This window comes from Neisseria sp. HMSC31F04 (genome assembly GCF_001807735.1).
In the GTDB taxonomy this organism is placed as follows: Bacteria; Pseudomonadota; Gammaproteobacteria; order Burkholderiales; family Neisseriaceae; genus Neisseria; species Neisseria elongata.
Genome location: NZ_KV790798.1, coordinates 1 through 15,291, shown reverse-complemented (window position 1 = coordinate 15,291; position 15,291 = coordinate 1). Strand labels below are relative to the sequence as shown.

Below are 15,291 nucleotides of genomic sequence, written 5' to 3'. Positions count from 1 at the left end.
TTGCAAAGGTCTCAGGCCGTCTGAAAACCCGTTTGCCGTTTGGCAAAACTGTTTTTCAGACGGCCCAATCATAACGGGAGCCTTGCTCCGGCTTTGCGGCAACCGCGTTTCAGACGGCCTATTTCGCCGCGTCCCCCGTATCGTTGCCGAAGCGTTTCAAACCGCCGCCGAGTGCTTTGTAGAGGTCGGCCATGTTTTCCAGCCGCGTCAGGCTGCTGGCCAACAGCGCGCTGTCGGCGGCATAGCTGCTGCGTTCGGCATCGAGTAGGTCGAGCGCGCTGGAAACGCCGTGCTTGTAGCGCAGTTGAACCAGGCGCAGTTGGTCGGCGTAAGCCTTGCTCTGTTTGGCTTTGGCTGCATGGGCTTTTTCCAGCTGTTCGCGTGCCACCAATGCGTCGGCCACGTCTCTGAACGCACTTTGTACCGCCGCCTCATAGTTCACAACCTGAATCTGCTGGCGGATTTTCGCCGCATCAAGGCTGGCTTTCAATGCGCCCCAAGTGAAAATCGGAACGTTGATTGAAGGTGCGAACGCCCAAGTGCCGTTGCCGGACTTGAAGAGATTATTCAATTCGTTGGAAGCCGATCCGACGCTGCCTGTGAGGGTGATGCTGGGGAAGAATGCGGCGCGGGCGGCACCGATATTGGCATTGGCCTGTTTCAGCGAGTGTTCGGCGGCGCGGATGTCGGGGCGGTTGAGCAACACGTCGGATGTCAGGCCTGCGGGCAGGCGGCTGACTTTAAACTGACGCGACAGCGGCAATCCTGCCGGCAAATCGTCCGGAAGGGGTTGGTTAATCAGCACGGACAAGGCGTTGCGCGCCTGCTCGCGGTTTTTCACGGCCGTTTCGTAATCGGCCTGTGCGGAGGCAATCAAAGCTTCCTGTTGGCGCAAATCAACGGCGGAAATCACGCCCGCTTTGTGTTTCAACTGGCTCAGGCGGTAGGTTTGCTCGCGGGTTTTCAAAACGTTTTGCGCCAGTTTCATTGCTTCTTCGGCGTAGCGTTCGTTGAAATAGGCTTTGGCCACGGAAGCGACAATGGTCAGGTGGACGGCATCGCGGGCGGCGGTGCTGTTGAAGTAGCTTTCCAACGCGGCACGGTTGTTGCTGCGCGCTTTGCCGAAGAGGTCGAGTTCGTATGCCGATACGCCGAGGCCGACGCTGTACGATTCGGTGATGGCGGCACGGCCTCCCGCAAGGTTGGCGGCGGTACGCTGGCGCGCCCCGTTGCCGTTAGCCGCCAGCGTCGGGAACAGGTTGGCGCGCGTGATGCGGTATTGCTCGCGCAGTGCTTCGGCGTTGAGCGCGGCGGTACGCAGGTCGGTATTGCGTTCCAGCGCAATTTCAATCAGGCGGTGCAGGCGCGGGTCGGCAAAATAATCCTGCCAGCCCAATGAGGCCGCCTGAATGCTGTTTTGCGCCTTATCGTATTTGAACGTTTCCGACACCGCAACCTGCGGCTGTTCGTATTTCGGAATCATGGTGCAGCCGGACAATGCGGCGGCAACGGCGGCCGCACTCAAAAGGGGTTTGAAAAAATTTTGTTTCATGTTTGGTCCTTGTTGTTTTTCAGACGGCCTCCCTATGCGTTCGGAGGCCGTCTGAAAGCCGGTGGTTTATTCGCCGTGCATTGGCAGGGCAGGCTGTTGCGGTTGTTGTGGCTGCTTGCCTTTGAACAGCTTGCGTATTACCACATAGAACAGCGGCACGAGGAAGACCGACAGGATGGTGCCGACCAACATACCCGACAATACGGAAGTACCGATGGCGCGCTGGCTGGCCGAGCTTGCGCCCGAAGCGAAGAACAGCGGCACCACGCCCAAAATAAAGGCGAAGGAAGTCATGATAATCGGACGGAAACGCAGATGAGCCGCATGAAGTGCCGATTTCACCGCATCCATGCCCTGCTCTTGCAGGTCTTTGGCAAATTCGATAATCAGAATGGCGTTTTTCGCGCTCAAACCAATCACGGTAATCAGGCCGACTCGGAAATAGATATCATCCAGATACTGCGGCGGCACGCCGAACAGGGCGAGGAAGCCGTTGCGTCCTGTGATACCCAGCACCACACCGAGGAAGCCCAGCGGTACGACCAAAATCACGGAGAACGGAATCGACCAGCTTTCATACAGTGCGGCCAACACGAGGAAGACGGCCAAAATCGCCAAGCCGTAAACCAAATAGGTTTGCGAGTTGCCTTTGGCTTCTTCGCGCGACTGACCGGCCCATTCCAAGCTGTAACCGCCCTCAAGTTCGTCTACCAACCTTTTCACTTCGGCCATCGCCTGTCCGGTGGAGTAGCCGCTGGCCGCCACACCTTCCAGCTTCATCGACGGATAGCCGTTGAAGCGAACGCTCTGCTCCATGCCGTTTTCCCATTTCGCGGTGGCGATGGTGGACAGCGGCACGGCAACGCCTGATTTGTTCGGCACGGTCAGCGCGAGGATGTCTTCCGGCCGCATACGCGACTGCGCGTCGGCTTGGACGATTACGCGCTGCAAACGACCGTTGTTCGGGAAGTCGTTGATATACGAAGAACTCAATGCCGTTCCCAAAACGCTGCGTATGGACGAGAAATCGATACCTTGGGCCGCTGCGGCCTGACGGTCGATTTCCAGCTTGAGCTGCGGTGCGTCTTCCAAGCCGGAGGCGCGGATGTTTGCACTGTCGAATATCGGGTTTTGACGCATTTGGGCAATCAGTTCGTTGCGCTTGGCCAGCAATGCGGCATGGCCGCTGTTGTTACGGTCTTGCAGATAGAATTCAAAACCCGAAATGGTGCCCAGTTCCATAATGGCGGGCGGATTGATGGCAATACCGAAACCGTCTTTCACATTCTGCATCAACGCACCTGTGATTTTTCTGGAAACGATGGCCGCGCTGCTGGCGGGGTCAGTCCTTTCGGACCAGTCTTTCAGCGTAATGAAGCCGAAACCCATGTTCTGACCAGAACCGGCAAAGCTGAAGCCGGACACGCCGAGGAAGCTTTCCACCTCCGGCATTTTGGTGATAACTTCGTTGGCAGTAGCCAAAGTCGCATCGGTACGCTCTTTGGTCGCGCCGGCCGGAAGCTGAACCATCATCATCAGGCTGCCTTGGTCTTCCTGCGGCAGGAAGGAGTTTGGTATGTTTTTGTACAGCAGAACGGCCACGCCACCCAATGCCACATACACCACCAGCATCGGCACTGTGTGCTTCAATACTTTGGCCACGACGCTTTCGTATTTGTGCGTGCCTTTGCTGAACGTGCGGTTAAACCAGCCGAAGAAGCCTTTTTTCTCTTCGTGATGCCCTTTCGGAATCGGTTTGAGCAGGGTGGCGCACAAGGCGGGGGTTAGCGACAAGGCAAAGAAAGCCGAAAAGGCAATCGCTATCGCCATAGTGGCGGCGAACTGTGTGAAAATCTTACCGCTCGCGCCTGAAAGGAACAGCAGTGGCACAAACACGGAAATCAACACGGCGGTAATACCAATAACCGCACCGGAAATCTGCGACATGGCTTTTTTCGTCGCCTCTTTCGGCGGCAGCCCTTCCTCGCTCATAATCCTTTCCACGTTTTCCACCACCACAATCGCATCGTCCACAACGATACCGATCACCAGCACCATGGCGAACATGGTCAGCACGTTAATCGACATACCGAGATATCGCAGGCAGGCAAACGCGCCCAGCAGCGAAATCGGTACGACAATGGTCGGAATCAGGGTATAGCGGATGTTTTGCAGGAAGAGGAACATCACGACGAACACCAGCAAAATTGCCTCGGCCAGCGTCTGCACTACTTTTTTAATCGAGATGGAAACGAATTTCGAGGTATCGTAAGGTGCATCCCACTTCATGTCGCCGGGGAAGAATTTCTGCAATTCGTCCATCCGTTCGCGGACGGCGGCGGCGGTGGCCATCGCGTTACCCTTGTTGGACAGCATGACGGCCATACCGACGGCCGGCTTGCCGTTCAGTCGGGTGGAAGTGGCATATTCCTGACTGCCCAATTCGACACGCGCCACGTCTTTCAGGTAAACGTTGGAGCCGTCGGTGTTTGCGCGGACGATGATGTTGCCGAATTCTTCGGCTGTTTTCAGCTGGCCTTCCGCCGTGATGGTGGCGGTAATGGTCTGTCCGCTCACATTCGGCAGGGCGCCGAGCGAGCCGGCGGAGATTTGGGCGTTTTGCGTAGAGATGGCAGACGAAACCTCGGCCATAGAGAGGTTGTAGTTCTGCAGCTTTTTCGGATCCACCCAAACCCGCATCGCGCGCTGCGAACCGAACAGGCGGGCTTCGCCGACGCCGTCGATGCGTTGGATTTCGGGCTTGATATTACGCTCCACATAGTCGGCGATTTCTTCCGTTCCGATGGTATCGGACGATATCATCAAAACCATCAGGAAATTGGAGCGCGATTTGGACACGGTTACACCGTTTTGCTGCACGGTAGCGGGCAGTGTCGCAGTTACTTCCGACAGTTTGTTCTGCACCTCGACTTGGGCAAAACTCTCATCGGTTTCCGGCGTAAAGGTCAGGCTGACCGTACCGCGGCCGCTGGATGTGGCGTTGGTGGTCATGTAGTCCAAACCTTCAACGCCGTTCATGTTTCGTTCGATGACGGCCAGTACGCTGTCTTCCATCACTTGTGCCGATGCACCGGGATAAACGGCAGTCAGCGTGATGGTGGGCGCACCCACCGACGGATATTGCGACACCGGCAGCGAACGGATGCCGATTACGCCCGCCAGTATGACGAATATCGCGATTACCCACGCGAAAATGGGGCGGTCGATAAAAAACTTAGCCATATTCGCTGTTCCTTATTTGGATTTGGCTTCGGAAGCGGATTTGGCTTCGGGTTTGACCTCTGAGGCCGTCTGAACGTCGGTTTTCGGCTCGGAGGCGGCAGATTGGGGAGCGGAAGCGGCGGCAGACTGAGCCTCGGCGGGGGTATTGGCGGCTTCAGCAGGCGGCGTCCATTCTTTCGTCGTAACGGTTTTCACGCCGGTTTTCGCGCTCATCATGCCGGCAATGGTGGTACCGGCGACAACAACCTTGTCTCCCGCATTCAGGCCGGAAGTAATCACCCAATTATTGCCCTGCTGCGCCGCCACGGTTACCGGGCGCGGCTCCATTTCGTTTTTCGCGTTTACCACGAGTACGGTGTCCTGCTGTCCGCGCGTTACCGCCTGCTGCGGCACGACATAGGCGTTTGGCACGACGGACTGCGACATCACGGCGCGGACGTAAAGGTTGGGCATTAAGACGTTTTGCGGATTGGGCACGACCACGCGCAGTTTCACCTGCCCCGTGGTTTCGTTAACGGTGGTGTCGGCAAACATCAAAAAGCCTTTTTGCGGATAAACCGTGCCGTCTTCCAGTTTGATGTCCACTTCGATGCGGTCGTCGACGGCTTTCAGACGGCCGTCTGCAATCTGCTGGCGCAGCTTCATGATTTCAGTGGCCGATTGGGTTACATTGGCATACATCGGATCGGTTTGCTTGATATTGGCCATTGCCGTCGTACTGTTCGCACTGACCAACGCGCCTTCGGAAACATTAGACTGGCCGATAAAGCCGGAAATCGGCGCGGTGATGCGGGAATAATTCACATTGATTTGTGCCGACTTGATGGCCGCCCTGGCTGCTTTCACACCGGCTTCGGCTGAACGTTTTCCGGTAACGGCGGCATCATATTCCTGCTTGCTTATGGCATCGGCTTCTACCAGCGGGCGGTAGCGCGCCAGGTCGGCATTCGCCTTGGCCAGCGTCGCTTCGGCCGAAGCCAGTTGGGCGCGCGCGCTTTCCAGCGAGGCGACATAAGTCGCGTCTTCCAGCTGATACAGCGGCTGGCCTTCGCGCACATAGCTGCCCTCTTCAAACAGGCGGCGTTTGACGATACCGCCCACCTGCGGGCGCACGTCGGCGGAACGCACGGCCTCCAGACGGCCGGGCAGTTCGACGCTCAAGGCCACATCTTGCGGCTCTACGGTAACCACTTCAACCACGGGCGAGGGAGCCTGCTTTTGTTGCGCGCCGCCCTGTTTTTGCCCCGCAGCCGCCTGACCGCCGTCTTTGCCGCCGCAGGCGGCCAAAGCCAAAGCGGTGGCGGCAGCCAAAACAGCTAGCCTTGCCGTGTGCGCGGAAAATTTCTGCATCATATCGTTTCCTGTATAAATTCTGTTCAAACCTGCACCAAATCAGGCCGTCTGAATGTTCAGACGGCCTAATCTGCTCTTTTTATGACAACTTGAAGCCGCGCATTATACATACAATGTTGAATGTAAGTAAATTGAATCTTATAATGCGCGGAATTTTTTACTTATTCCGTTTCACAAACCATGAGAAAAACCAAGGCCGAAGCCCAAAAAACCCGCGAGCAGCTGTTGCAGTCCGCCCTCGACACCTTTTTCCTCCATGGCGTGGCAAAAACCCCGCTCCAAGCCATCGCCCGCAATGCAGGCGTAACGCGCGGCGCGCTTTATTGGCATTTCAAAAACAAGGAAGAACTGTTTGAAGAACTGTTCCGGCAGACTTTCGAGAACTTCAGCACCACCTTTTCAGACGGCCTCAAGAAAGCCGACAAACAAGGCCTGAGGCAACTGCTGAACGGCATCTTCGCCAACATCAAACACGACGAGCTGCACCACAAACTCTTCGTCATCACCCATTTGAAATGCGAATATACGGAAGAAAACAAAGCCATCATGGCCGTGCAGAAAAAATACATTGCCCTGTGGGAAGAGCAGCTGCGCGAAATCGTCCTCCGCTGCACCGCCCGCAACGAACTGCCCGGCAACCTCCACATCGATCTGGCCATCACCTACCTGCGCGCCACCATCTGCGGCCTGATGGAAATGTGGCTGCACGAAGACGACCTGGATTTGGAAGCCGTCGTCCCGCCGATTATCGACACCGCCATCTACACCCTGCAACACAGCCCGACCCTGCGCCTGCTCAAGCCGAACAGCGCGAAGCACGCCGAAAAAACTGTAGAGGCCGTCTGAAAGGCCGTCTGAAACACAGCTTCAACGGAATGAAAACAAACGGCGTAGGTTTGCACGCAGCCAAACCGAGGTTTCCATTAGGAAGCAGACCCCGTAACCGACCCAAGCCAAACCCCTTTTCCCGCTGAAACACCCTCCCGCAAACCGTAACCCGAAACGAGGACAAACTGATGAACCGCCCCGACAGACCCCGCCTGATTCAAGTGCAAAGCCGCAGGATGCTGGGCACAAACATGTGCCGCATCACCTTTTCCGGCCCCGAACTGGCCGACTACCCCTGCGAAAGCAACGGCGTACCGTTCAAACTGCTGCTGCCCCGAAGCGGGCAGGCCGAGCCGCAAATGCCCGAAGGCTTTGAAAACGGCCGTCCGAAATGGCGCGACCCGTCGGCCAAACCTTACAGCCGCACCTACACCGTCCGCCGCTTCGATGCCGGCAAATGCCTGCTGGAAGTCGATTTCGTCCTCCACGGCGACAACGGCCCGGCCGCCGCATTCGCCGCCCGCGCCCTGCCCGGCCAAACCGTCGGCATCACCGCCCCCAAACGCGGCAGCATCCTGAAACCGGCTGCATACTACCTGCTGGCAGGCGACCTGACCGCCCTGCCCGCCATCGCCGCCATGCTCGAACAAATGCCGTCTGAAGCACGCGGGCAGGTATTCCTGCTGCTGCCCGACCCCGCCGACCTGCCGGACGACTTCCGACACCCGCCCGGCATCACCGTCCGCACCTTTATCGGCGGAGCCGAGCAAAATGCCGCCATCGTCGAAGCCGTCGGACAAGCCGAACCGGAAAATGCCGACTGCTACGTCTGGTTTGCCGCCGAAGCCGAACTGGTGACCGCGCTGCGCCCCATCGCCCGCCAAACTTGGAAACTGCCGCCCGCCCGCTGCTACGCCGTCCCCTATTGGCGGCAGGGCGAGGCCGAAGAAGCCTACCACCAAAAACGGCACGCCTTCGTCGACGGCGATGCGGAAAACCCGCAGCAATAGCCTTTTCCCGCACAAACCCCTATCATAACGGCCTGCAACCACGACGCGACCCACCGCATGAAAGCCCGTACCGCACTGACCGCCCTCCTCCTCGCACTCTACTGCACCGCCCGCTCCGACGACACCGACCGCGAACGCGAACGGCTGGCCGTTTATGCCCGGTAGGGCGACAGCCAGCTGGCCGAAGCCGCCCGAAAAATGGGCGAACTCTACCGGAAAACCGGCAACGGCAAAGTCCGTGCCGACTGGATTGCACTGCTGGTACGGCGCGGCGACAGGCGGCAGGCACTGGCCGCCTGCCCCGAATGCCGCCCCGGCGACTATGCGCCCGACGAACTGGAAAACCTGGCCAAAGCCGCCCGCGACGAAAAACAGTTCGACACCGCCCTCCAACTCTACCAAGCACTGCAAAAAAGCGACCCCGAACGCAAAATCGGCTGGCTGGGCGGCGCGCTGACCGCACTCGACGGCAACGACTACATCTACGCCATCAACCAAATCGCCCTCTACCGCGAACGCTTCGGCAACGATGCCGACATCGCCGCCGCCCAGTCCTACATGGACAACCGCATCCAAAACAACGAAACCGCCGTTCCATCGCGCAAGCAGCAGGAAGCAAACCGCCGCCGCGAAGCCGAAACCGCCGAACGCGACCACATCCTGCAGCAATACCGCGCTGCCGCCGAACGCCGCGACTTTGCCGCACAAGAGCAACTCATCTCCCGCCACGGCAAATTTTTCTCCGCCAAAGACCGCCTGTGGCTGCGCCACGCCAAACTGGCCGACGAACTGCGCCGCGCCCGCACCGACGGCGACCGCAAACGTCTGGAGCAAGTTTACGACGGCCTGAGCAAAATCCTGCGCGAAAGCGAAGAAAACAGCGAAATTTACAACCAGGCCAAACGCGACCGCATGGCCGTCCTCATCGCCTTGGGGCGCGACCAGGAAGCCTTGGAAGACTACCGCGCGCTGGCGCGCCACCAAGAACAGCTCGATTATGTGAAAGAACAGTATGCGCAGGCACTGGCCATGAACAGCCGCCCCGTTACCGCCTCCGCACAGCCGCCGTCGGTCACAAACCGGCCTTCCGCCGCCAAAGCCGCGCCCGCAAAAGGCAAAGTCCTGCTCGACGCACTAGGCAACCCCATCCCGCCCATGGACAGTGCGGTGGAAGACATCGCCCGCGACCTCAACTACCCAAGCAACCCCGGCAAAGCGCGCAGCCTCCAATTCCGTGTCTTGCCGCCCATCATGCACTAACCGCCCTCAATCCGAAGAGGCCGTCTGAAAAAACATTCCGCCGCACAGGTGCTTTTTCAGACGGCCTCTTTCCCGTTCCGAACACGGTTGAAAGCCCGCCCGCCGAAGCGGTAGAATCGGACACGCCACGGAAACGGTTTTCCCTTCCACGGCCGCCCCTCCCAACGATACAAAGGAAAAAATCATGGCAGTCAATTACCGAGAAACCCCCGCCGGCCAACTCCAAGCCATCGACGGCATCCGCCTCTTCGTCGGACAGGCGGGCATCAAAAAACCGCAACACGACGACCTCACACTGATGCTGCTCTCCGACGGCAGCACAGTCGGCGCGGTGTTTACCCAAAACCGCTTCTGCGCCGCACCCGTGCGCATCTGCAAACAACACCTGTTCGATGCCGACGGCGTACGCGCCCTCGTCATCAACACCGGCAACGCCAACGCGGGAACTGGCGAAGAAGGCCGCGACCGCGCCATGGCCGTCTGCGAAGCGGCGGCCGAACAGGCAGGCTGTGCCCTGACCCAAGTTCTCCCCTTCTCCACCGGCGTCATCCTCGAACCCCTGCCCGCCGACAAAATTATTGCCGCCCTGCCCAAACTGCGCCCGGCCGGCTGGGCGGATGCGGCGCGCGCCATCATGACCACCGACACCGTCCCCAAATCCGCCTCGCGCGAAGGCAAAGTCGGCGAAAAACACACCGTCCGCGCCACCGGCGTCGCCAAAGGCTCCGGCATGATTCATCCCAACATGGCGACCATGCTCGGCTTCATCGCCACCGATGCCAAAGTTTCCCAACCCGTCCTCCAGCTGATGACGCAGGAAATCGCCGACGACACCTTCAACAGCATCACCGTGGACGGCGACACCAGCACCAACGACAGCTTCGTCATCATCGCCACCGGCAAAAACGGCCAAAGCGAAATCGACAACATCGCCGACCCGCGCTACAAACAGCTCAAAGACCTGCTCTGCGGCCTCGCCCTCGAACTCGCCCAAGCCATCGTCCGCGACGGCGAAGGCGCGACCAAATTCATTACCATCGAAGTCTGCAACGCCGAAAGCCGCGACGAAGCACGCCAAGCCGCCTATGCCGTCGCCCGCTCCCCGCTGGTCAAAACCGCCTTCTTCGCCTCCGACCCCAACCTCGGCCGCCTGCTGGCCGCCGTCGGCTGTTCCGGCGTCGATTTGGACTGTAACACCCTGAAAATGTGGCTCAACGGCGTATTGGTGGCGGAAAAAGGCGGCCGCGCCGCCGGCTACACCGAAGAACAGGGTCAGGCCGTCATGAACGAAAGCGAAATCACCGTCCGCATCGACCTGCAACGCGGCCGCGAACAGGCCGCCATCTACACCTGCGACCTCTCGCACGATTACGTTTCCATCAACGCCGACTACCGTTCGTAAACCGCAAAGGCCGTCTGAAACCGGCTTTCAGACGGCCTCTTCCCCACCCTGTCAGGAAACCCGATGACGCCGGACGAACTGCCGCACCACCTCGACCCCTACCTTGCCGAACTGCAAAGGCAGGGCAAATCCGCGCACACGCTGGCCGCCTACCGCCGCGATTTGACCCAGCTCTTCAACCTTCTGCCTGCACACGGCCAATCCGTCGGCCGCAACGACTTCGTCGCCGTCCTGAAAAAACTGTCGCAGCAAAACCAATCCGAACGCAGCCTTGCCTGCAAACTTTCCGTCTGGCGGCAATACTGCGCCTTCCTCATGCGGCAAAAGCTGCTCGATGCCGACCCGACAGTCCGCCTGAAAGCACCGAAAGCACCCGAACGGCTGCCGAAAGCCGTGGATGCCGAACCGCTCAACCGCCTGCTCGACCACGCACCCGCAGAAAACGGCCTCGACGTGCGCGATTTGGCCATATTCGAACTGCTCTACGGCAGCGGCCTGCGCGTGGCCGAAGTGCACGGCCTGAATACGGACGACATCCTGCTCGACGAAGGCTGGGTGGAAGTACGCGGCAAAGGCGGCAAACACCGCCAAGTGCCGCTGGGCAGCCGCAGCGTTTCCGCCCTGCGCGCCTACCTGCCGCAACGCATCGCGCAAAGCGGCGAAACCGCCCTGTTCACCGGCCACACGGGCAAACGGCTGGGCATCCGCCAAATCCAAAACCGCCTGCGCGACTGGGCGGTAAAAAACGGTAGCCCGCAACACCTCAGCCCGCACATGATGCGCCACAGCTACGCCAGCCACCTACTGCAATCCTCCGGCGACATCCGCGCCATACAGGAGCTGCTCGGCCACAGCAACCTGTCCGCCACCCAAATTTACACCAAACTCGATTTCGACCGCCTGGCGCAAGTGTACGACCGCGCCCATCCGAGGGCGAAACGAAAGAAAGACGACGGATAAACCCGTCTGCCGTCTCCGCCCGCACCGCCTGTTCAGACGGCCCCAACATTCTGAAAACCAACTTTTCTATACAAACAAAGCGCGCAATACCGTTCGCACTTTATCCGCGTCAAAAAATTCCGATGCCGCCGCTTCCCCCGCACGCGGATAACCGCAGGCTTCCGGTTTCGCCGATAAAAACAGCCCCGCCGTACCCGCAACGGGAAAAGGCCGTCTGAAAAACCCCAAAACGTTTTTTCAGACGGCCTTTTATCTGTCCGTATCCGCATCTAACGCGTCGCCGCGCATTCGCCGTTCTCAAACACCAACACCTTCTCCGGCCAGCGCAACGCCGCCAGCCTGAACTGTTCGGGACGGTATTTCTGCGGGAATTTCCTTGCCCGCCAGCTTGCGCCAATCGAGAAATCGATGCAGAACACGTTGCGCCGCGCGCCGTGCCAGACATCCGGCTGCGGCGGCAACAACAGCCGTTCGGCGGCAACGGCGGCGGGAGACGGCTGCCAACTGCGCCAATAATGGCCGATAACGACGGGCTTGTCGTCGCGGTAGTCATCCCACCACGCGCAACGGGTCGTACCGCGCCAGCGTCCTCCGGCGTAAAACGGCTTGTCCGCCAAACGCTCCACGCCGCTGGTGAGGGCGCGTATCGGATGCAGGCGGCTGCGTTCGAGTTCGTATCGCGCCGTGGCGGGCATGGGCGGCGGCGCATGGTCGGGGTTTTCCGCCTGCGGGGCGTAATGCGCCTGTTCGTAGCGGTAGTCGGGATACCAAGAGGCCGACTGAAGGCGGTGTTTCAACTCGGCATCGAAGCGGCGGTATTGCGCGGTCAGGCTTTCGCCTTTTGCTTCCTCGAGGCGTTCGATTTGCGGCGGCAGCCAGGCGGCGTGGACGATGCGCAGGTCTTCGCGCTCCAGCAGCAGCGGCTGTTCGGCCAGCCATGTGCGCAATTCTGTTTTCTCTTTCTCTTCCACACAATGCCACGGCGTGTAATGGGCGTCTTTTTCGGCGCGGACATCGAAAAACCAGCCGGAGCCGTCTTTCGGGTCGTCGGCAAGAATGTTCAATTCGTGGTTGCCCAAAATCATCCATGCCCATCCGTGTTCATAAGCCTGTTTGAACCACGCCAACATCGCGGGGCTGTCGGGCCCGCGGTCGCATAAATCGCCTACGAACACCAGCCGCCGCCCGCGCGGATGGAAACCGTCGTCGCGGTAGCCGAGCCGGTGCAGCAGCGATTGGAAAGCGTCAAATTCGCCGTGAACATCGCCGACGATGTCCAGCGGCGTATCGGGCAGGGATTGGCGGTATTGATAGGACATGATGGTCGGAGGCCGTCTGAAAAAGGATTGGTAAAAAACAGATTACCTGCGTCATTCCATGCTTTCAGACGGCCTCGGGCAGTTTCAAGAAGTTTTCGCGGTAGTAACGCATTTCCTCGATGCTTTCGAGAATATCGTCCAAAGCCTGATGCGAACCGCGTTTCACCACGCCTTTGGCAACGGGCGGATTCCAACGTTTGGCGAGTTCTTTCAGGGTGGACACGTCCAGATTGCGGTAGTGGAAATACGCTTCGAGGCGCGGCATGTATTTGACCATAAAACGGCGGTCTTGGTGGATGGAGTTGCCGCACATCGGCGTGGTTTTTTCGGGAATCCATTGCGCGATAAAGTCGAGCAGTTTTTGTTCCACTTCGGCTTCGGTCAGCCGCGATTCGCGTACGCGCTGCGTCAGCCCCGTGCGGCCGTGGGTGGCGGTGTTCCATTCGTCCATGCCGTCGAGCAGTTCGTCGCTTTGGTGGACGACATAAACTTCGGACTGCGCCAAGACGTTCAAATCGGGGTCGGTGATAATCATGGCGACTTCGATGATGCGTTCGCGTTCGGGGTCAAGCCCGGTCATTTCCATGTCGAGCCAGCAGAGGTTGTTTGCGTTTTGGGTCATTTCAGACGGCCTTTTGAATGGGAAAGCGGCGGATTATAAAGGATATGCCCGATTTGGAAAGGCCGTCTGAAACGGGCTTCGGCAATGTCGGAACCTGTTTTTCAGACGGCCTCTCCGCATCAGGCATCCAATACGAATTCGCGCGGGAAGGTTTTTTCGCAGTAATGGCATTTGAGCTTGGTCTGGCTGCCTTGGCCGCGGATGGAAAAGCGGCTTTTCACCGGTTCGCCGTGGCTGGCGCAGTTGGCATTGGGGCAGCGGAACACTTCGGCGATTTCGTCGGGCAGGGTCAGGCGGCGTTTGGCCACCACTTTGAAATCGGCGATGGTATTGACGGTGGCTTCGGGCGCGAAGAGGGCGAGGCGGTTGGCAGCCTCGTCGTCGAATGCCACGCCGGAAATTTTGATGATGTCTTTGCGGCCTTGGGTTTTACTGGGCAGGTTGAAGCCGACGGTTACGGCACTGCCGTAATGCAGCAGTTTGAACTGGCGCAGGATGGCCAGGCCCAGCCCGGCGGGGATGTGGTCGATGACGGTACCGTTTTCGATGGCTTCGACGCTGAGTTTTTTATTTTCCATGTTTTTTTCCTTACACTTCTTCGTTCAACACCAGCGACAAAATCGCCATGCGGGCGTAAACGCCGTTGGTCGCCTGCTCGAAATAGTAGGCGTGCGGCGTGGCATCGACGTCGGGGTGGATTTCGTCAACGCGCGGCAGGGGGTGCAGCACGCGCAGATTGGGACGGGCGTTGGCGAGCATGGCGGCGTTGAGGTTGAATTTGCCTTGGATTTTGGCGAACTCTTGTTCGTCGAAGCGTTCGCGTTGGACGCGGGTCATGTACAGGATGTCCGCCCATTCGATAGCGGCTTCGAGGTCGGGCAGGATTTGGTAACGGCAGCCTGCGGCTTCGAGTTCTTCGGTGATGTATTCGGGCATGGCGAGGCTGGGCGGGGAGACGAAGGCGAATTCGCAATCCCAGCGTTTGAGGGCTTGGCAGAGGGAATGGACGGTGCGGCCGTATTTGAGGTCGCCCGCCATGGCGATTTTGAGCTTGTTCAGACGACCTTGGGTTTCGTAGATGGTCACGAGGTCGAGCAGGGTTTGGCTGGGGTGTTGGTTGGTGCCGTCGCCGGCGTTGATGACGGGGACTTTGGAAAACTCGGCAGACACGCGCGCCGCGCCGTCTTTGGGATGGCGTTGGATGATGGCGTCGGTGTAGCTGGAGATGATGCGGGCGGTGTCGGCGAGGGTTTCGCCTTTTTTCGCGCTGGTGTTCGCGCCGTCGGCAAAGCCGATGACTTTGCCGCCCAAGCGTTGCACGGCGGTTTCAAACGACAGGCGCGTGCGGGTGGAGGGTTCGAAAAAGCATGAGCCGATGAGTTTGCCTTCGAGCAGGTCGTCGCGCGGGTGCTCTTTCAGCTTCAAGGCCGTCTGAAGCAGCAGTTCGAGCTGTTCGGTCGTCAGGTCGGAAATGGAAATGACGTGTTGTCGGTAAAGCGGGTTGGGCATTCGGTTTCCTTTCTTCATTCGGCAAAAACCCCGCGAAGGCGGGGTTTTGCGAAACAACGGCAAACAATGACGGATGCGCCGCGGCATGCGGCCCGAAAAGGGCGGGTGGAAAATGCGGGGCGGGCCATGTGTTGCCTCTAATCGGTAGGACGGGGCGATTATCGCATATTTGCCTTTTCGGGGTTGGGATTTTCAGGCTGGGGCCGAGACCTTTGCAAAATCCCCCCAAAATC

At 59.1% G+C, this 15,291-nt stretch carries 12 protein-coding genes; 5 read left to right on the top strand and 7 right to left on the bottom strand.

Translation table 11 applies throughout. The annotated features are described in order from the left end of the window. Positions 1 to 118 precede the first annotated feature (118 nt). The 3 genes from HMPREF3107_RS05780 to HMPREF3107_RS05770 form a co-directional block, all read right to left on the bottom strand. The gene (locus HMPREF3107_RS05780) at positions 119 to 1,552 is read right to left on the bottom strand and encodes an efflux transporter outer membrane subunit (RefSeq protein ID WP_070454214.1); all 1,434 of its coding nucleotides are present in this window, start codon (positions 1,550 to 1,552) and stop codon (positions 119 to 121) included. 66 nt (positions 1,553 to 1,618) lie between these two features. Further along, positions 1,619 to 4,795: an efflux RND transporter permease subunit gene (locus HMPREF3107_RS05775; protein WP_070454213.1), complete on the bottom strand. Its 3,177-nt coding sequence runs from the start codon at positions 4,793 to 4,795 to the stop codon at positions 1,619 to 1,621. A 12-nt stretch (positions 4,796 to 4,807) separates the two neighbouring features. Continuing rightward, positions 4,808 to 6,145 carry an efflux RND transporter periplasmic adaptor subunit gene (locus HMPREF3107_RS05770; RefSeq protein ID WP_070454215.1) on the bottom strand — a complete coding sequence of 446 codons (1,338 nt, stop codon included), beginning with the start codon at positions 6,143 to 6,145 and terminating at the stop codon, positions 4,808 to 4,810. 183 nt (positions 6,146 to 6,328) lie between these two features. Between HMPREF3107_RS05770 and HMPREF3107_RS05765 the strand changes: the two genes are divergently transcribed. The 5 genes from HMPREF3107_RS05765 to HMPREF3107_RS05745 all read left to right on the top strand — a co-directional run bounded on the left by HMPREF3107_RS05765 (position 6,329) and on the right by HMPREF3107_RS05745 (position 11,608). Further along, complete coding sequence (locus tag HMPREF3107_RS05765; protein ID WP_070454212.1) at positions 6,329 to 6,994, top strand: multidrug efflux system transcriptional repressor MtrR; 666 nt, start codon at positions 6,329 to 6,331, stop codon at positions 6,992 to 6,994. Between the two features lie 170 nt (positions 6,995 to 7,164). After that, entirely contained in the window at positions 7,165 to 7,986 is an 822-nt protein-coding gene (locus tag HMPREF3107_RS05760; protein ID WP_070454211.1) for a siderophore-interacting protein, read from the top strand. A gap of 198 nt (positions 7,987 to 8,184) precedes the next feature. After that, on the top strand, positions 8,185 to 9,246 hold the full coding sequence (locus tag HMPREF3107_RS05755) for a PgaA family protein (protein WP_070454210.1): 1,062 nt from the start codon (positions 8,185 to 8,187) through the stop codon (positions 9,244 to 9,246). A gap of 184 nt (positions 9,247 to 9,430) precedes the next feature. Continuing rightward, the gene (gene argJ, locus HMPREF3107_RS05750) at positions 9,431 to 10,648 is read left to right on the top strand and encodes a bifunctional glutamate N-acetyltransferase/amino-acid acetyltransferase ArgJ (RefSeq protein ID WP_070454209.1); all 1,218 of its coding nucleotides are present in this window, start codon (positions 9,431 to 9,433) and stop codon (positions 10,646 to 10,648) included. Positions 10,649 to 10,711: 63 nt separating this feature from the next. Beyond that, positions 10,712 to 11,608 carry a tyrosine-type recombinase/integrase gene (locus HMPREF3107_RS05745; RefSeq protein ID WP_070454208.1) on the top strand — a complete coding sequence of 299 codons (897 nt, stop codon included), beginning with the start codon at positions 10,712 to 10,714 and terminating at the stop codon, positions 11,606 to 11,608. A gap of 269 nt (positions 11,609 to 11,877) precedes the next feature. Here HMPREF3107_RS05745 and HMPREF3107_RS05740 read toward each other — a convergent pair whose 3' ends face one another. The 4 genes from HMPREF3107_RS05740 to pyrB all read right to left on the bottom strand — a co-directional run bounded on the left by HMPREF3107_RS05740 (position 11,878) and on the right by pyrB (position 15,058). Beyond that, positions 11,878 to 12,927 carry a metallophosphoesterase gene (locus HMPREF3107_RS05740; RefSeq protein ID WP_070454207.1) on the bottom strand — a complete coding sequence of 350 codons (1,050 nt, stop codon included), beginning with the start codon at positions 12,925 to 12,927 and terminating at the stop codon, positions 11,878 to 11,880. A gap of 64 nt (positions 12,928 to 12,991) precedes the next feature. Then, entirely contained in the window at positions 12,992 to 13,549 is a 558-nt protein-coding gene (orn, locus tag HMPREF3107_RS05735; RefSeq protein ID WP_070454206.1) for an oligoribonuclease, read from the bottom strand. A gap of 119 nt (positions 13,550 to 13,668) precedes the next feature. Then, entirely contained in the window at positions 13,669 to 14,127 is a 459-nt protein-coding gene (gene pyrI, locus HMPREF3107_RS05730) for an aspartate carbamoyltransferase regulatory subunit (RefSeq protein ID WP_070454205.1), read from the bottom strand. Positions 14,128 to 14,137: 10 nt separating this feature from the next. Next, the gene (gene pyrB / locus HMPREF3107_RS05725) at positions 14,138 to 15,058 is read right to left on the bottom strand and encodes an aspartate carbamoyltransferase (RefSeq protein WP_040665754.1); all 921 of its coding nucleotides are present in this window, start codon (positions 15,056 to 15,058) and stop codon (positions 14,138 to 14,140) included. Positions 15,059 to 15,291: the final 233 nt, after the last annotated feature.